The sequence below is a fragment of the Archangium violaceum genome, from assembly GCF_016887565.1.
GTDB classification, from domain to species: Bacteria; Myxococcota; Myxococcia; order Myxococcales; family Myxococcaceae; genus Archangium; species Archangium violaceum_B.
Genome location: NZ_CP069396.1, coordinates 416,619 through 442,212, shown reverse-complemented (window position 1 = coordinate 442,212; position 25,594 = coordinate 416,619). Strand labels below are relative to the sequence as shown.

Genomic DNA, 25,594 nt, shown 5'->3' with positions numbered 1-25,594 from the left:
CGCCCCTTCCTCCCCATGAACGTGCTCTCCACCCTGGCACTCACCCTCGGGCTCCTCTCCCCGGCCCTGGCGCTCGCGGAGCCGCCGGCCGCCTCGAGCGAGGCCCCCACCCTCGAGCGCGGCACCTGCTCGGTCGAGGGCCTGATGGATTCCATCCGCCGCGGGCTCCACTCGAAGTCCGAGGCCTACAAGCAGTACCTGCGCACGCTGCTGCGCGAGTCCGCCGTCAACCTGCCCCTCGCCGAGCTGCAGGCGGCCTTCGAGCGGGAGTACGACCCGGCCATGGCCGAGCACCTCGCGGCCGCCCTGGTGGCGCGCACCGAGCGGGGCCTGGAGCCCGAGGCGATGCAGGCCGTCGCGAAGCGCGCCCTGGAGGACAGGGACCCGGCCCTCCGCGCCGCCACGGTCCGCGCGCTGCGGCGCACCGGCGCGCTGGAGCGCACCGGGGACATGTACGAGCGACTGGTCCGCGACTCCTCGCCCGAGGTGCGCATGGAGGCCGCCACCAACCTCGTCCAGGACAACCTGCACGTCTATGGCGGACACGATGCCCGGGCGGCGGACACCGCCGTGGCCGCGGCGGCCGCCTCCACGGACCCCAAGGTCACCGCGCACATCCTCGGCCAGCTCATGACGGGCGAGGTGAGCGCCAGCTCGGCGCGCACGCTCGAGCAACTGCTGGGCAGCGACTCCGCCGAGGTCCGCGCGGCGGCGTCCACCGCGCTCGGCGGCGTGCCCGCGGCGCAGATGGCCAGCGCCCGCCAGTCGCTGCTCGGCATGTACCGCGACGAGAGGGATCCGGGAGTGCGCAAGGCCATCCTCCAGAGCATCGCCCAGCTCGGCTTCTCCAGCGCGGTGCCCGAGCTCCGGCGGTTGCGCGGCGTCGACCCGAGCCTCGCACCCGAGGTCGATGCGTGGATCCAAGTTCTCGAGATGAACCTTCAGGATTGGAGCCTGATCCAGAGGGCGAAGCAGCGGTTGCAGCAGGCTCGGTAGCACGAAACCCCCCGGGGGCCGGTGAACCGGCCCGAGAGGAACAACGATGCGTAAGACGACGAAGACGACCCTGGCCGTCCTGGCTTCCCTGGCGTTCATCCCCGCGGCCGCGACCGCCTCGTACCGCGTGGGCGCGCCCTTCCCCGGCGACGTGACGGCCACCACGTACTACTCGAGCGGCTCCTTCCACGGCGCGGTGGACCTCTCCAGCCGCAACGCCTGCGGCTACTGGGGCGTCGAGACGGGCGTGGTGGGCTCCATGTCCTGGAACGTGACCATCCGGACCACCGGCGTCGTGTGCTACGGCAACGGCAGCGGCAACCAGAACGAGGTGAAGCACACCTTCGCCAACGGCTACGTGTTCCGCCAGTGGCACTTCCTCAAGGAGCCCACCTCGGTCGACAAGACCTGCGACCGCTGCCAGATCGGCGACGAGGGCGGCACGGGCAACGTCACCGGCCCCCACACCCACATGCAGTACGACCACAACGGCACCAACAACACCTCGTGGTACTCGGGCTACACCGTCAAGGGTGAGTTCCTCGACCGCGGCGAGACCGTCGGCTACATCCAGTAGTCGGAGCCCGCCGGTTTGACGCTCGGGAGGCCGGCGAAGCACGGCCTCCCAGGGCAGGCAGGCAAGCTCGACCCTGATGGGATGCGTCGCCGTGTGACGTTGCGTGGTGCTCGGTCTGCGTTACCTCTAATCAATGACCGAAGTTCAGAGCACGCCACGCGATTTCATGATCCCCGAGGGCTGCCCCGTATGTGAGGCGGACCTGCCGGTCCGTGTCACCGCGAACGGGCCCAACGGCGTCTGCAAGCACTGCGGCTGGTTCGGCCGTCCTCTCGTCACGGTGACCCATCAGGGGCTGCGCATCTCGTTCGAGGGCGCACAGGCTTGAGGCTCGGATTCGGAACTCCTTGAGTGGGGCCGTTGTCCACCCGAGGACTCCCCATACCCTCACCCCGTCCCTCTCCCAGCGGGAGAGGGGTGATTTGAACAGGCGGGCGTTTTTCGCCACCGCGCGGCGCCTCTCCCCCCTCGTCTCCCGCCTTCGGCGTGCCCACATTGGTCTTGGAATCACGTCCTCCGGAGGCTTGCCTTGGGACTCCTCGACCTGTTCTCCCGCTGGCCCCTCATCCGTCAGCTCCAGGAGAAGGACTCCACCGCCCTGGGCGACACCGCCATGAGCGAGCGCAGCCGCCACCTCGCGCCGCGCACCCTCCACGCCGACAAGGTCGTCCCCTCCATCTGCCCCTACTGCGCCGTCGGCTGCGGCCAGAAGGTCTACGTCCAGGACGACAGGATTCTCGACATCGAGGGCGATGAGGACTCGCCCATCTCCCGCGGCCGCCTCTGCCCCAAGGGCGCCGCCACCTTCCAGCTCGTCACCGGCAGCCACCGCCTCCACTCCGTCCTCTACCGCCGCCCCGGCTCCATGCAGTGGGAGCGCATCCCCCTCCACAAGGCCCTGGACATGGTCGCCCAGCGCGTGAAGCAGACGCGCGACGCCACCTGGGAGCACAAGAACGACAAGGACGAGGTCGTCAACCGCACCCTCGGCATCGCCCACCTCGGCGGCGCCACGCTCGACAACGAGGAGAACTACCTCATCAAGAAGCTCTTCACCGCCGGGCTCGGCATCGTCCAGGTGGAGAACCAGGCTCGAATATGACACTCCTCCACGGTGCCCGGTCTGGGCATCTCGTTCGGCCGAGGCGGTGCCACCACGTTCCAGCAGGATCTGGCGAACGCGGACTGCATCCTCATCATGGGCAGCAACATGGCCGAGTGTCACCCCGTGGGCTTCCAGTGGGTGATGGAGGCCCGTGAGCGCGGCGCCACCCTCATCCACGTGGATCCGCGCTTCACCCGCACCAGCGCCATGGCGGACACGTACGTGCCCCTGCGCTCGGGCACGGACATCGCGTTCCTCGGCGGCCTCATCCACTACATCCTGGAGAACGAGCGCTACTTCCACGACTACGTCGTCCACTACACCAACGCCCCCGCCATCATCCGCGAGGACTTCCAGGACACCGAGCAGCTCGACGGCCTCTTCAGCGGCTACGACTCGGACAAGGGCTCGTACTCCCCGCACACCTGGCAGTACGAGAACATGGACGGCGTGGTGCCCGCCGCGGGCCACAAGGAAATCTTCGCCGAGCCGGGCGCCGGCGGCCACGGCAAGGTGCGCGGCAAGCACATCACCGAAGTGCCCAACGACAAGACGCTCCAGCACCCGCGCTGCGTCTTCCAGGTGCTCAAACGCCACTACGCGCGCTACACGCCGGACGTCGTCTCGCGCATCTGCGGCGTCCCCAAGGAGCTCTTCCTCCAGGTGGCGAAGACGCTCTGCGACAACTCGGGCCGCGAGCGCACCAGCGCCTTCTGCTACGCCGTGGGATGGACGCAGCACTCGGTGGGCGTGCAGAACATCCGCGCCGCCGCCATCATCCAGCTGCTCCTCGGCAACATCGGCCGGCCCGGCGGCGGCATCATGGCCCTGCGCGGCCACGCCTCCATCCAGGGCTCCAGCGACATCCCCACCCTCTACAACCTGCTGCCCGGCTACATCCCCATGCCGCACGCGCCGGACGCGCGGCGCTTCGACCAGTACCTCCACAACAACGAGTCCGCCAGCGGCTGGTGGAGCAACTTCCCCAAGTACGTCGTCTCCCTGCTCAAGGCGTACTACGGCGACGCCGCCACGAAGAAGAACGACTGGGGCTTCCACTGGATACCCAAGCTCACCGGCGACCACTCGCACATGACGACCGTGGCCGACATGGCCGACGGCAAGGTGAAGGGCTACTTCGTCCTGGGCGAGAACCCCGTCGTGGGCTCGATGAACGGCGCCCTCCAGCGCAAGGCCCTCCAGAAGCTCGACTGGCTCGTGGTGAGCGACCTGTCCCTCACCGAGACGGCCGAGTTCTGGCGCACCGCCCCCGAGGTCGTCCGCGGCGACGTGCACCCCAGGGACATCCAGACCGAGGTCTTCTTCTTCCCCTGCGCCGCGCACACGGAGAAGGAAGGCTCCTTCACCAACACCCAGCGCCTGCTCCAGTGGCACTACAAGGCCGTCGAGTCGCCCGGCGAGACGCGCAGTGACCTGCACTTCATCTTCCACCTCGGGCGCCGGCTGAAGGAGCTCTACGCGGACTCGAAGGAGGAGAAGGACCGGCCCATCCAGGCCCTCACCTGGGACTACCCAACGAAGGGCCCTCGCGAGGAGCCCGACGCCGAGGCCGTGTTGAAGGAGATCAGCGGCTATCGCGTGGCGGACAGCGCGCCGGTGTCTGGTTTCACGGAGCTGAAGGACGACGGCGCCACCGCGTGCGGCTGCTGGATTTATTCGGGCAGCTACGCGGACGGGGTGAACCAGACGGCGCGCAGGAAGCCCGGCCGGGAGCAGACCTGGGTGGCGTCCGAGTGGGGTTGGGCATGGCCGGCCAACCGGAGACTCCTCTACAACCGCGCCTCGGCGGACCCCGAGGGCCGCCCCTGGAGCGAGCGCAAGAAGTACGTCTGGTGGGACGCCCAACAGGGCAAATGGACGGGCGAGGACGTGCCGGACTTCATCGCGGACCGTCCCCCCTCGTACCGGCCGCTGCCGGAGACAAAGGGCGTGGACACGCTCGCGGGCACGGATCCGTTCCTCATGCAGGCGGACGGGAAGGGCTGGCTGTTCGCGCCGAGCGGGATGATGGACGGCCCGCTGCCCACGCACTACGAGCCGCTGGAGTCACCCGTCCACAACTTCCTCTACGCGCAGCAGTGCAACCCGGCGCGCTACGAGTACCGGCGCCGGGACAATCCCATGCACCGGGCCTGGGCGGACCCGCGCTACCCGTATGTCCTCACCACGTACCGGCTCACCGAGCACCACACCGCGGGCGGCATGTCGCGCTGGCTGTCGTGGCTGAGCGAGCTGCAGCCGGAGATGTTCGTCGAGGTGTCGCCGGAGCTGGCCTCCGAGGTGGAGCTGGAAAACGGCGGCTGGTGCACGCTGTACACGGCGCGCGGGGAGATCGAGTGCCGGGTGCTGGTGACGGAGCGCATCCGCCCGCTGCAACTGGACGGGAAGCGGGTGCACCAGATCGGCCTGCCGTACCACTGGGGCTACACGGGACGCGTGCGGGGCGAGAGCGCCAATGACTTGCTGGGCTTCACCGCGGATCCGAACGTCTCCATCCAGGAGTCCAAGGCGCTCACCTGCAACATCCTCCCTGGTAGGCGCAGCCGGTACCGGCGCGCGGCCATGGGCTGGGAGCAGTGGCCCCTGCCGCCGGGCGTGGTGGACGTCCCGAGGGACCTCGAGGGCGTGGGCCCGCACGCGGACCAACCTCCGCAGGAGAAGGAGTAGCGCCCCATGGGACAGAAGGGCTTCTTCACCGACACCACGCTCTGCATCGGCTGCAAGGCCTGCGAGGTGGCCTGCAAGCAGTGGAACCAGTTACCGGATGACGGCTTCCAGTTCACCGGCATGTCCTACGACAACTCGGGGCACCTGGGCTCGTCCACCTGGCGGCACGTGGCCTTCGTCGAGCGGCCCGTGCCGAGCCCCACGCAGAACACCGCGGGGATGGCCTTCTCGTGGCTGATGGCCTCGGACGTGTGCAAGCACTGCCAGCGCGCGGGGTGCCTGGAGGCGTGCCCCACGGGCGCCATCATCCGCACCGAGTTCGACACCGTGTACGTGCAGCCGGACGTGTGCAACGGCTGCGGCTACTGCGTGACGGCGTGTCCCTTCGGCGTCATCGACCGGCGCGAGGACGATGGGCGCGCGTGGAAGTGCACCCTCTGCTACGACCGGCTCGGCGAGGACATGACGCCCGCCTGCGCCAAGGCGTGCCCCACCGCCTCCATCCAGTTCGGGGATGTGGAGGAGCTGCGCGAGCGGGCCCACCGCCGCGTGGAGCAGTTGCACGAGAAGGGATTGGACGCGGCGTACCTGTACGGCGCGGACGCGGAGAACCAGCCGGGCACCGGCGGGTTGAATGCGTTCTTCCTGCTCGTGGACAAGCCCGAGGTCTACAACCTCCCGCCGGATCCGGTGGTGCCGACGATGAAGGGGAAGGATGCCTGGGCCTCGATGGGGTGGGGGGCGCTGGGCATGGCCGTGATGGCCATTGGCGCGGTGCTCCTGGGACGCGAGGTGGCGCGGTGAGTGACGACATCCGGCCCGAGGATCTGGAGAAGCGGCAGGACGGGCGCAACATCGACTCGCGGCTGGGCGTGCTGGCCGGTGAAGGCGCACAGCAGCGGGTGAAGGGCATCGACGAGGCCAACCCCTCGCGAGGCCTGCTGCGGACGCGGCCCTCGCAATCGGGAGTGAACGCGGAGTCGCCGAGCTACTACGGGCAGCCGGCCATCAAGGAGCCCGTGTGGATCTGGAGCATCCCGCTCTACTTCTACGTGGGAGGCGTGGCGGGCGCGGCGAGCGTGCTGGGCGCGGCGGCGGATGTCTTTGGCGGGGAGCGGATGGAGGGCCTCGGGCGCAGGTGCCGGTGGGTGGGCACCGCGGGCGATATCGTGAGCTCGGGGCTGCTCATCTACGACCTGGGACGGCCGACGCGCTTCTTGAACATGCTGCGCGTGTTCCGTCCCACGTCGCCGATGAGCGTGGGTTCGTGGGTGCTGGTGGGCTCGGGGGCCATGAACACCGCGTCCCTGCTGTTCGCCGGCCGGCGCGGCTGGCTGGGGCGCGCGGGAGAAGGAGCGGCCATCGCGGCGGGCCTCCTGGGACTGCCGCTCGCCGGGTACACGGCGGTGCTCATCGCGAACACGGCCGTGCCCATCTGGCAGGCCACGCGCAAGTCGCTGCCATTGCTGTTCATGTCGTCGGCGATGGCGGGCGCCGGGAGCCTCATGGAGCTGCTGCCGCACCCGAAGCGCGACGAGAAGGTGCTCCACCTGTTCAGCGCGATGGGCAAGGTGGGGGAGCTGCTGGCCGGAGTCGCGGTGCAGCACGAGGCCTCGCGCCTGGAGGTGCTCGTTCGGCCGCTGAAACACGGACCCTCGGGGACACTGTGGAAGGCGGCCAAGGTGTGCACCGCGGCGTCACTGGCGTTGGGCGTGTGGCCGGGCCGGCGCAAGTGGATGAAGGTGGCGAGGGCACTGCTGGGCTCGGCGGGGGCGCTGCTGACGCGCTTCGCGGTGTTCCGCGCGGGAAAGGTGTCAGCGAGCGACCCGCAGACCACGTTCCAGCCGCAGCGCCAGGGAATGGGCGCCGCGGAGGTGACGGGGCATACTCATGCGTCGGACGGGAAGCCGTTCAAGTTCCCGCTGCCGGTGCTGCATGAGGCGTCGGCGCTGCCACGAAGAGAGATACCAGCAGCGCGACACCTGGAGTCGGAGCTGGGACCAGAGCCCCCCACGGCTCCGACCCCATAACATCCGCCATCCATCCCTTACAGCTCGTCAAATGTTTCCGTGAAGAGGAACCTTTCGCCGAGCAATGCCAGCGTAACAAATGCTTCGAGATCCACGGAATCATCCCTGTTCCGCGTCCACCGGATCCCAGGAGACAAGCGGAGAATGCCTTTGTATTTGAGGCCACTCGGGTCAGAAGCAAACGACCAGAAGAATCGGCCTTGTAGGGATGAACTGTACAGCTCAGTCGCACCGGAGCGTGTGGGCACGACAAACTCTCCACCCAGAGCGGCACGCCACCGTGCATCATAATTGTCCGCGAGCCCAATGAAGCCCGCGAACTTGAGGGTACGGCTCTTCACAGGAGCACCCAGTACCGCCTCTTGACAAGTCTCGGCGGGATCAGTTGCGTTGTCTCCTCTAGGAATGACCCCCGCCGGTGAACACCAGCGAATCGCCTTGGAGCTCGGGGTCCATTTGGAGCTGGACACCATCAATCCCTCGATCGTCAGAGCAGGATTCTCACCAGCAACAACGCCGATGGCCGATGCACCCACACTCCAGTCCCAGAGGGAACTCTTGCCCTCGAGAAGGACATTTGGGTCGTCGGACGAGCCAGACCGGTATTTGAAGTCATTGATGCCGAAGCGAGCCCCGGCGTTGACGATGAGCGGCGGAAAAGCCCGGCTTCTTCCAAGCTCCCTTTCCGAACGCTGGTACTCACTCTTTCCCGCCGGGCACAGCAGCGTGGAGCTGATATCGGAATAGGCCTCGTCGACTGGCTGCCTTGGAAGTTCGCAGAAAGGATCCGAAGCGTCTGCCGTGCACTTCCTCAAGCATGAGCGCAGTGCTTTACCGCGCGCCGCACGCCACCCCGCCGAATCGATCTTCCCAGTGGAAAGATCCTGATCCGCGTCACTCACGCCCTTTTTCTCGGACTCACAAAATCGGCTGGCAGGCAGAGTGCTGGCATCCGAGTTCCAGCCCTTGATCCACTCGTCTTCGCGTGGAGTCACGGCCTTTTCATAGGCGGAGCAGAAGCTCTGGTTCGGTTCGGATTGAGGCACGACCGTGCAGAGACCCGCGCAAAGCCGAACAGCCTTCCGCAGAGACTCGCCCAGCGCACTGTTCTTCCCAGTACGTGTTGGCGGAACCAGTTCAGGGAATTGAACCAGCGTACCCGTGAACCCAAGCGTCCAGGGGCGACTATCCTTTGCATCACTGGCATCCGTGAGCCCGAAGAGCTTCGCCAGCCCGTTCGAGGTTTGGACCCGGTAATCCGCCACCAATCCCAAGCTTCGGCTGCTATCCTTTCCCGTGGGAACGAGGAATCCTACCCCGGCACGCAACGTGCCCGTTCCCTCCGTCGACCCTTCGAGCTTGAGTGGCAGAAGCAGGCGCGGAGTCCTGATCGTCTGACTATCTGAGCCATCATCCCCCGTTTCTTGTGAATCCTGCCCGGCCCAGCTCACACCGCTGAAGGCCAGCAGGACGAGCATCAGCATTGCCGCGTGCCTTTTCATCACGACTCCCTAGATAACCGTGAATTTGAACTGAACGAGTGTGCGTCCATCGGCCGTATCAAAAGAACCACTGGCAAATGAAACATCGGCGTCACCCTGGAATGCCTCCAGCGTGTACTTCCCGGAGCCAGTCGACACATCAAAGCGAAAAGAGTAGCTCCCAGGATCCACGCGATATCCAGCCGCGACATCCCTCCGAACCCGCTTCACCGCGCGCACGGGTTCATCATCAGGTCGGATGGGCGCCTCGTAGAGTTCCCCTTGCAATTCGAGAGTGTTCGACCCCTTCGTCATTTCCAAACGAATGTTTCTCACGCTCATTGTTCCCTCTGTAGCAGCGGAAAATCCCCCGACATCCATCCCCTGTCATCGATGTCAGGTCCTCGTCCCCAGATTGGACTGAGCCTTCTCGACGACCATGGACGCTTTTTTCACCAGCTTCGTCATCTCATCGGTGGAGACACCGTTGGCCTGAGCCTTCTTGAGAAACTCAGCAACTTCATTCAATGGTTGCGCCACGTCCGCGGGCTGCGCTGCGCGCTGGCTCGTTTCCTCCTCCCGGGTGGAGCGCCTGATCTGCTGTCCGAAGATGTAACCGCCGACCGTGCCCAGCAGCGCGCCCAGAACGGCCCGGTCGATCTTCGCGCCGGTGCCTAGAATGATGATCGTAAGGAGAAGGAAGGCCATCCCCACCAACTCCACGAGCAAGCGCCCGCCGAAGATGAGTCGCTGGATGTCTTGCTGAGCGAAGACGATGGCGGACAAGAAGATGAGGAAGAGGATGACGATCATCCCCATGATGGAGTAGATCAGCCATTTGTCCGTCTGCTGTTGAATGGTGCCGAGTTCGTCCAGCGTCTGGAGCAGATCTTCCTTCCGGGTCTCGCGTACACTTCGGGCCGATTCGATGCGACCCCGCACAGCCGACCAGGCGGTATTGGCCGCGTCTCTCAACCCCTTGTTATCTTCCAGGATCGTATCCGCCGTAACGGACTGAAGCGTACGGTGGAGGGCTTTCACCTGGTCCGAGACGACACGCTCGGTCGCATCGGCATCGAGCCAGCTGAGGGCGAAGAGCTGCTCCCAGGGAATCTTGCTCGTGTATTTGATGCCGTCATCCACGTAGATCTCTAACAGCACGGACCGAGCGTTCTCGCTGCTCGTAGGCGGTGATGGCCAGGCGGGCACATTGTCGGTCGTGAGATGGCGCAGCTCGCGCAGGCCCTGCTTCACCCTGGCAACCTGGGTGGGGTCCAGTCTGGTCCCCTTGTCCGCCTGCTGCGCCAGCGCGTTCGTGTTATCGCTGAGCGTCTGAAAAACACCGCGAAGGCGGGGCTCGTCGATCTTTACCTCCTTCAATGCATTGAGCACGTTCTGGGTCTTCGCGGCTTCACGCTGCAGTACCTGCAGGTCCGCCTCGAGCGCCTTCAGATTTTCCTGAATCAGTGACACCTGTATTTGCTGAGCCAGGTTCGAGTGCCTCTCGTCGTCCTGCTGTTGCGAGCCCCCTTCCGCGGCGAAGCTCGAGGTGGACCAGATGACGAGCGAGAGCAGAGCAGCGAGCCAGTGCGACAGACATCCCCGTTTCGACAAGATGATCCTCCTCATCAGAGTGATTGGCGCCGCCTCCTCATGTCGGGCCAGGAGTGAGAGCTCCCCCCGGTGCTCTCACTCCTGGCCCTCTTCACGCACGGACGAGTACGCCCCCCCTCAGCCCTACGGGCCGAGGCCGTACCGACGTGCATGCTCCCCATTGGTGAGGATGGAACCCGGCTTCACTTCGACGTCACCGACGCGACAGACAGAAGCGAAGGTCGTGCCAAGAGCACCTCCACTCTGAGCACGGGAGAACAACAGGCCCTCATCTGGTGTCGGCGCGTCACGAGGAGACGTTCCCGCGTGCCGCACGCACGCACGGAGCAACCTCGCTCCCAGCACAGCGACAAGCACCGAAGAAGCCGGGAAGACCTGATTCAGTGCACTCGACTACAGCCGTGCGTCCACTCCGTACGCACCTCAGTTGGAGTCGCCGCCCTCCGCGGAGAGCAGCTCCAGGAACTCGGGGCCCGGGTGTGCCACCTCCCGGCACAGCGCCTCCACCTTCTCCAGCTCCCGCCGCAGTGTTTTCTGATGGTTGCGGCTCTTCACCAGCGCCTCCCGCCCCACCAGCCGGAACGCCTCCTCCTTCCCCACCTGCTTCGCCGCCATCCCCAGCACGAAGCCCCGGAAGCTCTCCGCCAGATCGATGTCCAGTGGCGACTGCCTCCTGCGCGCCTCCTGCACGAAGACCCTCGCCGCATGACACAGCGCATCAACGAGCGTCGACTCCTCCGGCGTCCCCTCGTACGCCAGCGCCTGCCGCACGTGCTTCTCCCGGAGCTCCAGCTCGCGCGCCGCTCCCCCCTGGTCCACCATCGCCAGCGTGTAGGCCCGGCGGATGATGTTGTCCAACTGCCTCAGGTTCCCCGGCCACGCGCTCGCCAGCAGCAGCCGCTCCGCCCCCTCCTCCAGCCGCGCCTCTCCCCCGGGGAACGTCTCCTGGTGTCTCCTGCCCACCATGTACCGCGCCCACAGCGGTATCTCGTCCTGCCTGTCGTTGAGTGGCGGCACCCGGATGGGCAGCACGTTGATGCGGTAGTACAGGTCCTCCCGGAACGCGCCCCTCCGCACCGCCTCCCTCAGGTTCGCGTTCGTCCCGATGATGAATCGCACGTTCGCCCGCTGGTCTCCCGAGCCCTCCCCCAACACCCGGTAGGTCCGCTCCTCCAGCACGTGCAGCAATCCCGCCTGCGCCTTCAGCGACAGCTTGTCGATCTCATCGATGAACACCGTCCCCCCCTCCGCCCGCGCGATGCTCCCCGGGTTGTCCTTCACCGCCCCCGTGAACGCGCCCCTCCTCCAGCCGAACAGCTCCGCCATCTGGAGGTCTTCCGGCACCGTCGTCAGGTCCAGGCTCTCGAAGCGCCCCTGCCGGCGCCCCGAGCGCTCGTGGCACCACCTCGCCAGCCTCGACTTGCCCGCTCCCGTCGGGCCACTGACGAGGATCGTCTCCTCCTGCTGCGCGAAGATGCGCAGCACCGGCACCAGGCTCGCCATCGACGCGCCGATGACCGGGAGGAAATCGTCCGTCTGCGGCGCCGTGACGGGCCGGGGAGGCAGTCCCGTCAGCCAGGCCGCCGCCATGTCCGCCAGCAGTTGCAGCTGCCCCCCCGCCTCCTTCCAGACGAACTCCTGCCCGAGCGCCGCCATGCAGTCCGCCTCGAGCGCGATCATCCCGTCGATGCGCCCCCCGGGCACACGCAGGGGAAACACACACACGTGCGTCGCCTGCCGGCCCAGCAGCTTCCGCTGGCTCTCCGGGTTGAAGGCCGCGCTCGAGGGACGTGAGGCATTGCCCACTCCGCCCCCCTCGAGCGGCTGGAGCGTCTTCAGGTTCACGTCGATGGCCACCGCCTTGCCCTGCTCGGCCACCGCTCGCCAGGCGGACGCCGACGCCAGCAGCGCCACGTCCTGTCCCGCCACGGGGGGCGGCCCCATCCCACTCCTCGGCCGTCCCCGCACCGCCTCCATCTCCAGCACCGCCAGCCGGCGGTAGGCATCATCCGGCCGCACATGCACCACCCCGCGCAGCAACCGCCCGCGCCGCGCGAAACGGCCCGTCTCTAGAGTGCGCTCGGCGGAGAGCAGCATCGCCCGCAGCACCTCGCTGGCCGCCTCCTCGAAGTGCTTCGCCGTGTGCAGCGCGGCGAAGAAAGACGACAACTCCTCTGACATGGGGCCCCCTCGCAGACGCGCCCTTCCCGTTGAGAGCACTCCCAGGATGGCATTCCCCGCTCCTCATGACGAGCCTTGGCACGCCGCGTCTCGTCCGCTACCTCGGGGGAAGCCGTCCTCGCGTCCCCGTGAAACGCCCCACTCCACTCGGGCGCTTACTCCCAGGACGCAGCCGCGTCTCCATGATACGCCAACCGGCACGAGCCTGGGGACGCCGTCTCATCCTCCAAGAGGGAAGGTCCAGGATGGCGTGTCCCTTGCTGAAGGCACCCGCGCGCCACTCCACGGCGCGAGGGCCCGCTCCCGGGCTCCTCACGGAGGGGAAAGACAGACATGCCTCAGGCTTCGAAGCCGAAGAAGATCGCCATCCTGGGTGGTGGTATGGCCGGGCTCGCCGCAGCCTTCGAGCTGACCCGCCAGCCTGGCTGGAAGCAGCAGTATGAAATCACCCTCTACCAGCAGGGCTGGCGCCTGGGCGGCAAGGGCGCCAGCGGGCGCAACAGGGACGAGGGGCAGGGCCTGCGCAGCGAGGAGCACGGCTTCCACGTCTTCATGGGCTTCTACGAGCAGGCCCTGGGCATGCTCGGGCAGTGTTACAAGGAATTGGGGCGCCGCCCCGGAGCGCCCTTCGCGACGGTGGAGCAGGCCTTCGAGGCCCATGACGACATCCACTTCCTGGAGGACGTGAAGGGCGAGCAGCGCATCTGGCCGCTGAAGTTCAAGCCGCGCAAGAAGCCGCTCGGCCAGGACTTCGCCTCGCGGTTGAAAGGGCTCGACTCCAAGTGGAATGACCTGTTGTCAGGGGCCCGGCAGGAGAGCGACCCCGAGCGCCTGACGCGGTTGCTGTTGGAGCGCATGGGACCCTCCCTGGGAATGCCCGGGCCAGACGAGGACGGCGCGGGGCTCATCCAGAAGCACGTGAGCAACATCCTGCGGCCCGACCCGCTGACCCACGGCCTCCCACGTGACGGAAGCCTTCCCCTGGTGGCCTACGCGCTGCTCACACGGGCCCGCGCCGAGTCTCCGGACAAGGCCGTGTCCCTGCGCACCTCGCTCACCGAGACCCTCGAGCGCGCCCGCGAGGAGCAGTGGGAGAAGGCCCGGCCCCGCTTCACCCAGGACGACGAGGGGCGCCGCAATGCCATCCTCATCAACCTGGGCATCACCATCGCCTTCGGACTGGCCCGCGAAGGGCTCCAGGAGCCGGATGCCGACCTGAGCCCGCTCGATGCCTGGGACTTCCGCGCGTGGCTGCGCGAGCACGGCGCGAGGCCCGAGGCCTGTGAGTCGCCCATCGTCCAGGCCGGGTACAACCTCACCTTCAGCAGCCCGGGGAAGCTCGCGGCCGGTGCCGCGCTCCAGGGCCTGCTGCGGATGCTCGACTACACGGAGCACCTCTACTTCAAGATGAAGGCGGGCATGGGCGAGGTCGTCATCGCCCCCCTGTACCTCGCCCTCGAGAAGCGCGGCGTTCGCTTCGAGTTCTTCCACTCCGTGGACTCGCTCCGCCTGTCCGAGGACCGCCAGCGCGTCGCCGCCATCGACGTCACCCGGCAGGTGGCACTCGCGGGCACGGAGTACAACCCGCTCATCGACGTGGACGGGCTGCCGTGCTGGCCGGCTGCCCCCCTCTACGAGCAGCTCCAGGACGCGGACGAACTGAAGAAGGCCGGATACGACTTCGAGGCACCCCAGGGCGAATGGAGGCAGTGGAAGAAGCATGCCGAGAGCAGGACGCTCGAGCTGGGCAGGGACTTCGACGTGGCCGTGCTGTCCATCTCCGTGGGGGCGCTCACGCCGCTCTGCACCGAGCTGCTCGAGCACAGCCCGCGCCTGCGCCAGATGGTCACCTCCGCCACCACCACCGCGACCCAGACCTCACAGTTCTGGTTCTCCCGGTCGCTGGAGGACGATGCCCGCTGGAAGCGCAAGGGTGGAGTGCTGGCCTGCTGCCCGGCTCCCTTCGACACCTGGGCCGACAGCAGCCAGGTGCTCGCGACGGAGAAGTGGGACCCCGCGCACAGGCCCCGTTCACTCGTCTACCTGTGCGGCCCGCTGGAGGAGGTGAGGAGCGAGGACGGTCCGGTGGACAAGCCCGTGAGCTCCCTGAGCCACGTATCGTCACTCCGTCCGAAGGGAGAAGTCAAAACCACCGCCCGAGACTGGCTCGCGAAGTTCCGGCCCACCGTCTGGCCGGAGAATGCGAATCCGACCATCGTCCTGAGGGAAGCCACGAAGCCTGACACCTCCACTGACGGTGAGGAGCCGCCTGCCCCCCCCATGCCCCCGGATGTGATGGCCGAGTACCACCGGGCCAGCACGCACCCTTCGGACCGCTACGTGCTGACACCGCCGGGCAGCACCGCGAACCGGCTCGGCGCGGACGAGTCCGGCTACGACAACCTCCTGCTCGCCGGGGACTGGGTGCGCACCCCCCTCAACACCGGGTGCGTGGAGGCGGCCGTCATGGCCGGTCAGCAGGCCGCGAATGCTCTCCAGCGGAAGCTGCGTCTCCCGGAGCTTCGCACGGTCTTGCGGCAACCCGCCCCTCTCCCCCGTCGGCGTCTTCCCACCTATGTGGAGCGCGGCGGGCTCGCCACCTGGCGCGGCCCCTTCCGCCAGGGCCGCACGCGCCTGCACTCCTTCTTCCTGGAGTGCGACTACGACAAGCTCAAGCAGCTGTGCGACGTCTACTTCAATGACTTGCAGGACGTGGCTGAGTACCGGCCACTGGGCGGCTTCGCCGTCCTGCAGTGCGCCCGCATCGACGAGTCGGTGTCCCTGGACCCGGAGTTCAACCGCTGGGGCTCCATGAAGGAGCGGGAGATCGGCATCACCATTCCCGTCGTCGGCGGGAAGATGGTGGACGGCGAGTTCCAGGCGGACCGGCTGCTGCTGTTCGCTCCCCACCTCTTCGTGGACACGGGCGTGGCCATGGCCGTGGGACGGGAGATCTACGGCTTCGCCAAGCAAATGGGCCGCGTCTCCATGCCCGAGGACTGGGGACAGCCAGCGAACTTCTCCGTGCAGACCCAGGTGGTGAGCCAGCTGGGACAGCGCGCCGACATGCGCGAGGTGCTCAGCATCCGCCGTCATGGCGACAAGCCCCTGGAGCGTCCCACGGGCAACGACCGCTTCGACAACGACACGGACGCCTTCTCGGAGATCGTCGAGAAGCTGGTGCCACTCGTCCGCGTGGAGAACCTGGCGGCCGCCCTCCGCAAGCCACAGGCCCTGCTCTTCCTCAAGCAGTTCCGGGATGCCGAGCAGACCTCCAACGCCTGCTACCAGGCCATCGTGGAAGCCCCCTTCGTCTTCTCCCACTTCGAGTCCGGAGGGCTCCTCCCGAGGGACTTCACCCTCCGCTTCCAGTCACACCACTCCCACGACCTGGCCCAGGAGCTGGGCACTCCACCCGAGGCCGAGCCGCTCATGGCCACCGTGCTCGACCTGGACTTCGACCTGAAGGACGGCCGCGTCATCTGGAGTTGGAGCGCCGATGCATGACGTCTCCCGGCGGTTGATTTGAGGTGGCCCCGCGGGTTCTGCCATGCTCCGCCCCGCATGCAACCTGCGGCGGCGCTCCCCCAGCAGCTCGGTTCCATCGGTCCTTATCTTCTTCTCGAACAGCTCGGCGCTGGTGGCATGGGCGTGGTGTACCGCGCCCGGCACTCCGGCACCGGCCAGCTCGTGGCGCTCAAGACGGTCCGGCTCCCGGACGCCGCGCTGATGCGCGGCCTCCGCCGGGAGCTCCACGCCCTGGGCCGCCTGCGTCACCCCGGCATCGTCCAGGTCCTCGCCGAGGGCGTGGACGATGGCCTCCCCTGGTACGCCATGGAGTTCCTCGAGGGCTCCACCCTGCGGGAGCTGCTCGCAGCCTGGTGGCGCGAGGCCCCGGACTCCTCCGCCCCAGCCGCTGGACGACTCACCGAGGCACTCGGGCTGGTCCGCCGCATCTGCGCCGCGCTCGGCTTCCTCCACGGCGAGGGCATCGTCCACCGCGACCTCAAGCCCGACAACATCGTCGTCCGCCCCGATGGCCAACCCGTCCTCATGGATTTCGGCCTCGTGTCCGCCTTCGGTGGCGCCCGGAGCCGCGAGTCGCTCGACGTCGGCGGCGCCATGGAGGGATCCTCCGGCTACATGGCGCCGGAGCAGATCAGCGGCGAGCTCGTGGATGCCCGAGCCGACCTCTACGCGCTCGGCTGCATCCTGTACGAGATGGTGACGGGACGGCCCGTCTTCTCCGGCGAGGGCTGGGACGTGCTGCGGCAGCACCTGTCCGAGCCGCCCCCGCCCCCCTCGCGGTGGGTGCGGGGAGTGCCTCCCGCCCTCGAGGAGTTGCTGATGCGGCTGTTGGCGAAGCAATCCCGCGAGCGCATCGGGTACGCCAGTGACGTGTCCTCGGGGCTGGCCTCGCTCGGGGCCCGCGTGGAGGACGGAACCTACCCTCCGCAGCGCGCCTACCTCTACCGTCCGGAGTTCGTCGGCCGGCGGGCGCTGCTGGAAGAGGCTGAGCGCGCCTTGGACGATGCCCGGTGGGGCCGGGGACGGTGCGTGCTGCTCGGGGCCGAGAGCGGGGCCGGGAAGACGCGTCTGGCCATGGAGCTGGCCACGGCGGCCAACCGCCGCGACTTCCGCGTCATCACCGGAGAATGTCTCCCCCTGGAGGTGGCGGCCCCGCTGCAACCCTTCCGGCCGCTGTTGCAGGCGGTGGCGGACCACTGCCGCGCTGGCGGCGCCCAGGTGACGGGGTCGCTCCTGGGCGAGCACGGTCCACTGCTCGCGTTGTACGAGCCTTCCCTCGCGAGCCTGTCCCCACCGGGGACCCTGGCCGAGCCAGCGGCCCTCCCCGCCCAGGAAGCCCGGCAGCGCCTGCTGGGCGCCCTCACCCAGGTGCTCTCGGCCTTCGTGGCGGAGCAGCCGATGCTGCTGGTGCTCGATGACCTGCACTGGGCCGACGAGCTCTCGTTGAGCGTGCTGGAGCACCTGCAACGGGGAGAGCTGGAACGGTTGCCAATGCTCGTGCTGGGCACCTGGCGCACCGAGGAGGAGAACGAGGGGCTGCGCCGGTTGCTCCTGGCACCGGGGCTCACCTCCACGCGGCTGGAGCGGCTCGACGCGGAGGCCGTGGCGACGATGGTGTGCGGCATGCTGGCGCTGCGCACGCCGCCGCGTGCCTTCGTGGAGTACCTGGCCCGCCAGTCCGAGGGCAACCCGTTCTTCGTCGCCGAGTACCTGCGCACCGCAGTGGACGAGGGGCTGCTCGGGCGCGACGCGGCGGGCGTGTGGCAGGTGGCGGAGCGGGGCGTGGCGTTGGATCGGCTGGAGCAGGCCCTGCCGCTCCCCGGCTCGCTGCGAGAGCTGCTGGGCCGGTGGCTCTCCGGCCTCCGGCCCGACGCCCGCGAGCTGCTGGAGCGCGCGGCCGTGCTGGGACGCGAATTCGACGGCGTGCTGCTCCTGCCCGAGCGCACCATGGACGACGCGGGCCAGTTGGAGGCGCTCGAGGCGCTACGCGTGAGGAACGTGCTGGAGGAGGCGGGCGAGGGACGGCTGCGCTTCGCTCACGACAAGCTGCGGGAGATGGCCTACGAGAGCACCCCGCCGGAGTCGCGGCGGCGGCTGCACGAGGAGGCGGCCCGGGCTATCGAGTCCCGGTACTCCGGCACCGGGCTCTTCCCACGACACTACGGTGCGCTCGCCCACCACTGGGCCACCGCACAGGCCGAGGAGAAGGCCCTCCACTACCTGGAGGAAGCCGCGCGCCAGGCCCTGCGCATCGGCGCCAACACCGAGGCGGCCGGCTACCTCGAAAAAGCCCTCGCGATGGAGGCCCGGCACGCGGAGGCACCGGCCCGGGGACACCGCCGCGCCTCGTGGGAGTACCTGCTCGGCGAGGCGTTCTTCGGGCTGGGAGACCTGGCTCGCGCCCGGGAGCACCTGCACCGGGCCCTGGAGGTGCTGGGACAACCGCTGCCCCGGATGAAGCCCGCCTGGGGAGGACTGCTGCTCGGGCAGATGACCCGGCAGCTCGCGCACATGCTGCTCCCCGAGCCCGCGGTGCAAGCGGAGGAGTTGGAGCAGGAGCCTCTGCGGACGGCGGCACTCGCCACCAGCCGGCTGTGCGAGTGCTACTACTTCACCCAGGACATGCTCGCCATGTCGGCCTCGGCCATCCGCGCGGTGAACCTGGCGGAACGGGCGGGGCGTCGCGGAGAGGTGCGGCGACAGTACGCCCAGCTCGGCTACATGGCGGGGCTGGCCCGGATGCATCCGCTCGCCCGGCGCTACTTCCGCCTCGCCCGGGAGGGAGGCAGCTCCGCCGGAGAGCTCGCGGGCATCGCCACGGCGCTCTGGTACGAGGCCTCCTACGAGCTGACGTTCGCCAGGTGGAGCCATGCCGCGCAGCGGGCGGACGAAGCCATCCAACTGCTGGCACGTCTCGGCAGCCAGGGAGACCTGCAGATCGCCCGTACCCTGCGCGCGCACACGGACTACTACACGGGACACTTCGAGGCCTCGCTGCCACGCTTCGAGGAGATCCGCGACTCGGGCCGCAAGTGGTCCAACATGCAGTACGAGGCCTGGGGAGAGTACTCCCTCGCGCGGAGCCTCATCCCCCTGGGACGACTCGAGGAGGCGGTGACGCGGCTCCAGGAAGCGCGCACCCTGCTGGCTCGCCAGGCGGACCGGGCTTCCGACATCATCTGCCACGGACTGCTGGCCACCGCCCACCTGTACCGCGGTGAGCTCGAGCCCGCCCGTCGGATGGCCGAGGAGGTGATGCGGCTCACCCAGGGTGCACAGCCCACGGCCTTCACGGAGGGCAAGGGCTACGAGGGCGCCGCCCTCGTCCTGCTCGCGGCCTGGGAGGACTCCCAACGAGGCACCTCCGGGGTGGAAGCCACGCTCGCGCAGCAGGCGCGCGAGTCGGTCGCACGATTGGAGCAGTGTGCCCGAATGTTTCCCTTCGTGCGCCCCGCCGCCCTGCGCTGCTCGGGGCTCATGCACTGGCTCTCCGGTCGCGCAGAGCGGGCGAGGTCCTCCTGGCGGGAGAGCATCGCGAGCGCGCATGAGCTCGGGATGCCCTATGACGAAGCGCTCGCGCGCATCGAGCTGGCCCGGGCCGGCGAGCCGGGAACACCGGAACGGGAGGCCCACCTGCTGCGGGCCTCGGAGCTGTTCTCCCTCATGGGCTGCACCTGGCACCTCCAGGAGGTCGAGGGCCTCGGCCTCGGAGTACGCTCACGCCCATGAGCACTCGCGCGACGAGCATCTGGGGCTGGGGCTACGCGGACAAGTTCCCCGAGGCCGAGGCACGCCGTGCCCTCGGGGAGCAGGTCTCCGCGCTCCTCGGTGGGCCCCCGCTGGAGCCCCGTGAGCCCGCCGCGCTCGACGCCCTGCGCCTCCCGCGTCCCCGTGTCGCTCCGCCAGAGGCGCTGGCCGCGCTCTGCTCGGTCGAGGACACCGACCGCGCCGCGCATACCTATGGCAAGGGCTATGGGGACCTCGTGCGCGGATTCCACGGGGACTTCTCCTCCGCTCCCGACTTCGTCGCCCGCCCCCGCACCGAGGAGGACGTGCGCGCCGTCATGGACTGGTGCGGCAACCACCGCGTGGCCCTCATCCCCTTCGGCGGAGGCACCAGCGTCGTGCGAGGCGTCGAGGCCGCCATCGGTGACGGCTTCCGCGGCGCCGTGTCCCTCGACATGCGTGGAATGGACCGCGTCGTCGAGGTGGATCCCGTCTCGCGCGCCGCTCGCATCCAGGCCGGCGCCACCGGTCCCGTGCTCGAGGCGCAGCTCGCTTCCCATGGCTTCACCCTGCGCCACTTCCCCCAGTCCTTCGAGTTCTCCACCCTCGGCGGGTGGATCGCCACGCGCGCCGGGGGCCACTTCGCCACGCTCTACACGCACATCGACGACCTGGTGCAGTCCACCCGCATGCTCACCCCGCGCGGCCTCTACGAGACGCGCCGTCTTCCCGCCTCCGGCGCCGGCCCCGCTCCGGACAGGCTCGTGCTCGGCTCCGAGGGCACGCTCGGTGTCATCACCGAGGCCTGGGTGCGCGTCCAGGCCCGCCCCCGCTTCCGCGCCAACGCCAGCGTCCACTTCCCCGACTTCACCTCCGGCGCCCGCGCCGTTCGTGAGCTCTCCCAGTCCGGACTGCATCCCTCCAACTGCCGCCTCCTCGACGCACAGGAGTCCTTCCTCAATGGCGTGACGGGTGATGGCTCCTGTGTGCTCGTGCTCGCCTTCGAGTCCGCCGACCATCCGCAGCAGGCGAAGATGGAGCGCGCCCTCGCCATCACCGCCTCGCACGGGGGCGAGTGCCGCGAGGGCGCCCGCTATCGCTCCGAGGAGATGGGTTCCCAGGCGCGTGCCGGTGGCGCGGCCGACAGCTGGCGCTCGGCCTTCATCGAAGCGCCGTATCTGCAGAACGTCATGGTGAGCCTCGGCGTCATCGCCGACACCTTCGAGACCGCGTGCACGTGGGACCGGTTCGACGAGCTCCACGGTTCCATCCTGGAGTCCATGCGCGGTGCCCTGGAGCGCATCTGCGGCGGTGGCTCGGTGAGTTGCCGCTTCACCCACGTCTACCCGGATGGGCCCGCGCCCTATTACACGTTCATCGGCCCGGCGAAGCCCGGCGGTGAGCTGGCGCAGTGGATGGCGCTGAAGCAGGCCGCCAGCGACGCGGTGATGGCTCACGGGGGCACCATCACGCATCACCACGCCGTGGGACGGTTGCACCGCCCCTGGTACGACCGCGAGCGCCCAGAGCCCTTCGCGCTCGCACTGAAGGCCGTGAAGGGGGCGCTGGATCCTCAGGGGATTCTCAACCCCGGTGTCCTCGTGGGGCCCTGACGGTAGACCCTCACCCCGACCCTCTCCCAGAGGGAGAGGGAGGGGAAGAAGGAGGGGGAGGGAGTGTCGCTCACAGGCCCGCCATCATTCCTCCATCCACCGTCATCACGCAGCCATTCACGTACGACGCGTCCTCCGACAACAGCCACGCGATCGCCTTGCCCGCCTCCTCCGGCCTTCCAATCCGCCCCATCGGAATCCTCGGCAGGTAGTACTGCGTTTCCGCCCTCTCCGGCGCCCCCGGAGAAATCCTCTCGAACACCCCCTCCAGCATCGGCGTGCGGTGCGCCCCGGGGCACACCACGTTCACCCGCACCCCCTCCTTCGCGAACTCCAGCGCCGCCGTCTTGCTCAGCCCGTGCATCCCGTGCTTCGCCGCCACGTAGGCCGACCCCATCGGCGTCCCCGACAGCCCGTTCACCGACGACACGTTCACGATCGCCCCTCCCCCCGCCTTCACCATCGCCGGTATCTCGTACTTCATGCACAGCCACACACCCCTCAGGTCCACCCCCAACACCCGGTCGAACTCCTCCTCGCTCAGCTCCGTCAGCGGCACCAGCTGCATGTCCCCCAGCGCCGCGTTGTTCACCGCCAGGTCCAGCCGGTCCCACTTCCCCACCACCGTCTCCACCATCCTCCTCACGTCCTCGCCCTTCCCCATGTCCGCCTGCACGTAGAGCGCCTCCACCCCCTCCTCCCTCAGCGCCCGCTCCGCCGCCTCCCCCCGCTCCCGCGTCCTCGCCACCAGCGCCACCTTCGCCCCCGCCTTCCCCAGCTCCCGCGCCGTCGCCAGCCCAATCCCCGAACTCCCCCCCGTCACCACTGCCACCTTGCCCGCGATTCCCTTCATCTCCTGTCCCCCTGTTCCTCGTGTGTGGGCCGCGAACATACCCGGCGTCTCTCCCATTCCTCCGCGGACTGTCCGGTAGCGAGCACAACCCCACCCCGCGAAAGGGCCCGCTCCCCCGAGCACGCGCGAGCGGTTCATGACAAAATGCCTCCACTGCTCAACTCCAGCGTGGGTCGGGAGCTCCCGGGGGGAGCTCCCCCATTGGGCCTTTCATGTCCGCATCGAGTGCCTTCAGCCTCAAGCCTGGTGAAGCAGGCCGTGGTGAGCTCGCGGATACGCGCGAGACGCTCGAGCCATCCACCCGCCCCCGCGAGCCAGACGTGGATCCGCTGCTGGGCACGTGTCTGGGCAGCTTCCAGCTGACGCGCAAGCTGGGCCAGGGCGGCATGGGCAGCGTGTACCTCGGCCAGCACGTGCACATCGGCAGCCGCGTGGCCATCAAGGTGCTCCACGGCCGGCTGGCCAACTCGCCCCAGGTGCTGCGCCGCTTCCACATGGAGGCGCGCGCCGTCAACCTCATCGGCCACGAGAACATCGTCAACATCATCGACATCCAGCCCGCGCCGCCCCGGCCCTACCTCGTCATGGAGTACCTGGAGGGCGAGCCCCTCTCCGTGCTGCTCGCCCGCGGGCCCGTGCCCGCCCCCGTCGCCGTCGCCCTGCTCTGCCAGGTGTGTGACGCGCTCCACGCCACGCACGCGCGCGGCATCGTCCACCGCGACCTCAAGCCCGAGAACCTCTTCCTCCTCCAACGCGGCCATGGGCCCGCCTTCGTCAAGGTGCTCGACTTCGGCATCGCCAAGCTGCTCGACGACGAGCAACGCGGCCCGGACACCGGCGAGGGCGGCCTCATCGGCTCGGTGGACTACATGGCGCCGGAGCAGTCGCGGGGCGAGTCCGTGGACGGGCGCGCCGACCTCTACGCCCTGGGCGTCATCGCCTACCAGCTCCTCACCGGGCGCCTGCCCTTCGTCGAGAAGTCCCTCACCGCGCTGCTGCTCGCCCACCAGTCCCGGCAGCCGCCCTCGCCCACCTCGCTCCGCCCCGACGTCCCGCCCGCCCTCTCCAGCGTCGTCCTGCGCGCGCTCGCCAAGAGTCCCGAGGAGCGCTTCCAGAACGCCTCCACGATGCGCGGCGCGCTCCAGGTGGCGCTCGACATGGCGCGCTCCCCGGCGGGCCCGGCCCGGACGCCTCCACCCCTGGGGCCCTTCGGGTTGCATCCGGCCCTCGCCCTCCCCGTGCTCGTGACGCGGGGGCCCGGCGTCACCCCCGAGCAGCTCACCTGCACGGAGCTCACGCGCGGCGGCATGTTCCTGTGCACCGGGCAGCCCCTGCCCGCGCTGCTCTCGCGGCTCACGGTGGGCCTGGAGCACCCGGAAGGGGAGATGACCTGCACCGCCGAGGTGGTGCGGCACGTGCTAACCGAGGAGGCTCGCGCCTGGGGCATGGCTCCGGGTTTCGGCGTGCAGTTCGTGGAGCCGTCCGTCACCTTCAAGGCGGCGGTGGCTCACCTGCTGGTGGGGCAGCCGCTGAGCACCCTGCGCCCGCCCACCGACCCGGCCGCGGACGCCGAGGCGGAGCGGATGCTCGCCCCCTACCACGCTCGCAGCACCGAGGACCTCTACGTCTTCCTCGCGTTGCCGCCGGACACGGGCTGCGAGGAGGTGCGGTTGCGCGCGCGCCGGGCCCTGCATGCACTGGGGCGGCTGCGCGAGCGCACCATCTCCGCCACCCTGCGCGCCCGGGTGGACACGGTGCTCGAGCGCATCCAGAAGGCCGCCGAGACGCTCGGAGAGCCCCGGCGCCGCGCCATCTACGACGCCGAGCGGGGCAACTTCCACGGCGTGGTGCGCTGTCTCTCCGCGGGGCTCACCCTCACCCAGTTGGAGGAGCTGCGGCGCGACTTCCTCGCCCACCGCCCCTACGCGCAGGGGCCCCTGCGCGTGCACCTCGCCACCGCCCGCGCGCACCAGGAGGTGGGGCTGCTCGCCCAGGCCCGCGACGCCTACGAGCGCGCCCTCATCCTGGATCCGCTGTCCCTGGAGCTGCACCGGCAGTACCTCACCGTGAGCCGCGCGCTGGCGGCCCCGGGCACCCCGTAGACCTCTCGGGAGGGAGGCCGCCCGAAACGTGGCACACCACCCGGACGGGATTCAGCCCACGACCTTGACCTCAGGGGGAGCGGGGTTCTGGGCGGCGAACTCGGCCACGGTGTCCAGGTACCTATGGATGGCCTTCGGGTGGTTCCCTCCACATTCGGCGAGGTACCTCGTGTGCCAACCCTCCGAGGAGAGCTCCTTCTTGAACAGCCAGTGACTGAACGCCTCGTACCAGGCGTCCTCCATGCCCTGGTACCGGCAGCACGCCCGGTAACCGGTCTCGAATGCGGCCACCGCCTGGGTCGTCTCCATTCCCCCGAAGAAGAAGCCCAGGGGTCTGCCGCGTGCATGCTCGGAGCGGATGCGCAGCAGGACATCGATGAGGGACACGAACCGGCCACGCCACTCCTCGGGCAACGGGACGACCTTGACGCTGGTTTCCGGCTCACGGGTCATAGGTCGTCCAGGCTGTGAGTTGGACCGTGCTGCGTGGCTCACCCGCACACATCTCGAAGGCAATGTATCTCGAGCCTTGTGACGTGAACCGGATGAACGAGGGTTCGCCACCGAGTTGCTGGAACGCCATGGAGATGCGCCGGGCCACCTCGATGCACGGCCCTGGCCTGCGGTTCTCGGCGGAGAAGGCAAGCTCGAAGAGCCGCAACCACTGAGGAATGGCCTGCCGGCCGGTATCCAGTTGATAGAGGGCAATGGCGCCCTGGATGTTCCCCCGGGCAAGTGCCGCCAGCATCTGTGACCGGACCGTGTCCGGCATCTGCAACACGAGCTGGGAAATCCCCAGCGGCCCAGTGACAGCCTGGGCCACGTAGAGCCGTTGTACCTGTGTCGCTGGAGACGGTGTCAACGGTGCGGGGGCTGCGCTGGTGGCACCCAACAGCACGAGAAGTCCGAACAAGCGGGTGAGCATTCATCCCTCGGAGGTGGGTTCGCGGTCCCGGATTGTAGGGTGGTCAGAGGGCAAATGCCCGAGGCGTGACACCTCCTTTTCTCGGAGGGCAAGCGAGCCTCACCGCTCCCCACCCGTCCGTGCTAACTCCCCGCCGACAACCTATGTCCTCCCAGGCTTCACCTTCCTCTCCGTC

At 68.6% G+C, this 25,594-nt stretch carries 17 protein-coding genes; 10 read left to right on the top strand and 7 right to left on the bottom strand.

Features of this window, described 5'->3' with window-relative positions:
- Positions 1-15: 15 nt before the first annotated feature.
- From JRI60_RS01875 to nrfD, 6 genes are all read left to right on the top strand, one after another.
- Complete coding sequence (locus JRI60_RS01875) at positions 16-996, top strand: HEAT repeat domain-containing protein (protein WP_239470291.1); 981 nt, start codon at positions 16-18, stop codon at positions 994-996.
- Positions 997-1,042: 46 nt separating this feature from the next.
- Positions 1,043-1,573, top strand: a complete 531-nt coding sequence (locus JRI60_RS01870; RefSeq protein ID WP_204224086.1) for a hypothetical protein — start codon at positions 1,043-1,045, stop codon at positions 1,571-1,573.
- A 133-nt stretch (positions 1,574-1,706) separates the two neighbouring features.
- Positions 1,707-1,901: a hypothetical protein gene (locus JRI60_RS01865; protein WP_204224085.1), complete on the top strand. Its 195-nt coding sequence runs from the start codon at positions 1,707-1,709 to the stop codon at positions 1,899-1,901.
- A gap of 201 nt (positions 1,902-2,102) precedes the next feature.
- Positions 2,103-5,366 (top strand): formate dehydrogenase, encoded by a 3,264-nt coding sequence (gene fdh, locus JRI60_RS01860; RefSeq protein WP_204224084.1) that lies wholly within the window; start codon positions 2,103-2,105, stop codon positions 5,364-5,366.
- Positions 5,367-5,372: 6 nt separating this feature from the next.
- Positions 5,373-6,170: a 4Fe-4S dicluster domain-containing protein gene (locus JRI60_RS01855; RefSeq protein ID WP_204224083.1), complete on the top strand. Its 798-nt coding sequence runs from the start codon at positions 5,373-5,375 to the stop codon at positions 6,168-6,170.
- Complete coding sequence (gene nrfD, locus JRI60_RS01850; protein ID WP_204224082.1) at positions 6,167-7,396, top strand: NrfD/PsrC family molybdoenzyme membrane anchor subunit; 1,230 nt, start codon at positions 6,167-6,169, stop codon at positions 7,394-7,396. The genes JRI60_RS01855 and nrfD overlap by 4 nt, the downstream gene beginning before the upstream one ends.
- Positions 7,397-7,413: 17 nt before the next feature.
- Here the strand turns inward: nrfD and JRI60_RS01845 are convergent, their stop codons facing one another.
- The 4 genes from JRI60_RS01845 to JRI60_RS01830 form a co-directional block, all read right to left on the bottom strand.
- Entirely contained in the window at positions 7,414-8,880 is a 1,467-nt protein-coding gene (locus JRI60_RS01845) for a hypothetical protein (RefSeq protein WP_204224081.1), read from the bottom strand.
- Between the two features lie 27 nt (positions 8,881-8,907).
- A complete protein-coding gene (locus tag JRI60_RS01840) occupies positions 8,908-9,213 on the bottom strand; it encodes a hypothetical protein (protein WP_204224080.1) in 306 nt (101 codons plus the stop codon).
- Between the two features lie 60 nt (positions 9,214-9,273).
- Entirely contained in the window at positions 9,274-10,491 is a 1,218-nt protein-coding gene (locus JRI60_RS01835; RefSeq protein ID WP_204224079.1) for a hypothetical protein, read from the bottom strand.
- Positions 10,492-10,914: 423 nt separating this feature from the next.
- Positions 10,915-12,672 (bottom strand): sigma-54-dependent transcriptional regulator, encoded by a 1,758-nt coding sequence (locus JRI60_RS01830; RefSeq protein WP_204224078.1) that lies wholly within the window; start codon positions 12,670-12,672, stop codon positions 10,915-10,917.
- 333 nt (positions 12,673-13,005) lie between these two features.
- Here JRI60_RS01830 and JRI60_RS01825 point away from each other — a divergent pair, with 333 nt between their 5' ends.
- Genes JRI60_RS01825 through JRI60_RS01815 form a run of 3 tightly spaced genes read left to right on the top strand, consistent with a single transcriptional unit; the run spans position 13,006 to position 21,539 of the window.
- The gene (locus JRI60_RS01825; RefSeq protein WP_204224077.1) at positions 13,006-16,179 is read left to right on the top strand and encodes an NAD(P)-binding protein; all 3,174 of its coding nucleotides are present in this window, start codon (positions 13,006-13,008) and stop codon (positions 16,177-16,179) included.
- Between the two features lie 57 nt (positions 16,180-16,236).
- Positions 16,237-19,929, top strand: coding sequence for a serine/threonine-protein kinase PknK (locus tag JRI60_RS01820; protein ID WP_204224076.1), 3,693 nt, complete (start codon positions 16,237-16,239; stop codon positions 19,927-19,929).
- Positions 19,926-21,539 (top strand): FAD-binding oxidoreductase, encoded by a 1,614-nt coding sequence (locus JRI60_RS01815; protein ID WP_204224075.1) that lies wholly within the window; start codon positions 19,926-19,928, stop codon positions 21,537-21,539. Before JRI60_RS01820 ends, JRI60_RS01815 begins: the two co-directional genes overlap by 4 nt.
- 70 nt (positions 21,540-21,609) lie before the next feature.
- Here the strand turns inward: JRI60_RS01815 and JRI60_RS01810 are convergent, their stop codons facing one another.
- Entirely contained in the window at positions 21,610-22,392 is a 783-nt protein-coding gene (locus tag JRI60_RS01810; RefSeq protein WP_204224074.1) for an SDR family NAD(P)-dependent oxidoreductase, read from the bottom strand.
- A gap of 212 nt (positions 22,393-22,604) precedes the next feature.
- Here JRI60_RS01810 and JRI60_RS01805 point away from each other — a divergent pair, with 212 nt between their 5' ends.
- Positions 22,605-24,494 (top strand): serine/threonine-protein kinase, encoded by a 1,890-nt coding sequence (locus JRI60_RS01805; protein ID WP_204224073.1) that lies wholly within the window; start codon positions 22,605-22,607, stop codon positions 24,492-24,494.
- Positions 24,495-24,545: 51 nt separating this feature from the next.
- Here JRI60_RS01805 and JRI60_RS01800 read toward each other — a convergent pair whose 3' ends face one another.
- Together JRI60_RS01800 and JRI60_RS01795 are read right to left on the bottom strand one after the other, a co-directional pair.
- Positions 24,546-24,947, bottom strand: a complete 402-nt coding sequence (locus tag JRI60_RS01800) for a hypothetical protein (protein ID WP_204224072.1) — start codon at positions 24,945-24,947, stop codon at positions 24,546-24,548.
- On the bottom strand, positions 24,937-25,419 hold the full coding sequence (locus JRI60_RS01795; RefSeq protein WP_204224071.1) for a hypothetical protein: 483 nt from the start codon (positions 25,417-25,419) through the stop codon (positions 24,937-24,939). The genes JRI60_RS01800 and JRI60_RS01795 overlap by 11 nt, the downstream gene beginning before the upstream one ends.
- Positions 25,420-25,594: the final 175 nt, after the last annotated feature.

Excerpts from the sequence above, each read along its gene's own strand:
- JRI60_RS01875 (WP_239470291.1), top strand. The coding sequence starts at position 16 with ATGAACGTGCTCTCCACCCTGGCACTCACCCTCGGGCTCCTCTCCCCG.
- JRI60_RS01870 (WP_204224086.1), top strand. The coding sequence starts at position 1,043 with ATGCGTAAGACGACGAAGACGACCCTGGCCGTCCTGGCTTCCCTGGCG.
- JRI60_RS01865 (WP_204224085.1), top strand. The coding sequence starts at position 1,707 with ATGACCGAAGTTCAGAGCACGCCACGCGATTTCATGATCCCCGAGGGC.
- JRI60_RS01855 (WP_204224083.1), top strand. The coding sequence starts at position 5,373 with ATGGGACAGAAGGGCTTCTTCACCGACACCACGCTCTGCATCGGCTGC.
- JRI60_RS01845 (WP_204224081.1), bottom strand. The coding sequence starts at position 8,880 with ATGCTGATGCTCGTCCTGCTGGCCTTCAGCGGTGTGAGCTGGGCCGGG.
- JRI60_RS01830 (WP_204224078.1), bottom strand. The coding sequence starts at position 12,672 with ATGTCAGAGGAGTTGTCGTCTTTCTTCGCCGCGCTGCACACGGCGAAG.
- JRI60_RS01825 (WP_204224077.1), top strand. The coding sequence starts at position 13,006 with ATGCCTCAGGCTTCGAAGCCGAAGAAGATCGCCATCCTGGGTGGTGGT.
- JRI60_RS01820 (WP_204224076.1), top strand. The coding sequence starts at position 16,237 with ATGCAACCTGCGGCGGCGCTCCCCCAGCAGCTCGGTTCCATCGGTCCT.
- JRI60_RS01815 (WP_204224075.1), top strand. The coding sequence starts at position 19,926 with ATGAGCACTCGCGCGACGAGCATCTGGGGCTGGGGCTACGCGGACAAG.
- JRI60_RS01810 (WP_204224074.1), bottom strand. The coding sequence starts at position 22,392 with ATGAAGGGAATCGCGGGCAAGGTGGCAGTGGTGACGGGGGGGAGTTCG.
- JRI60_RS01805 (WP_204224073.1), top strand. The coding sequence starts at position 22,605 with ATGTCCGCATCGAGTGCCTTCAGCCTCAAGCCTGGTGAAGCAGGCCGT.
- JRI60_RS01800 (WP_204224072.1), bottom strand. The coding sequence starts at position 24,947 with ATGACCCGTGAGCCGGAAACCAGCGTCAAGGTCGTCCCGTTGCCCGAG.
- JRI60_RS01795 (WP_204224071.1), bottom strand. The coding sequence starts at position 25,419 with ATGCTCACCCGCTTGTTCGGACTTCTCGTGCTGTTGGGTGCCACCAGC.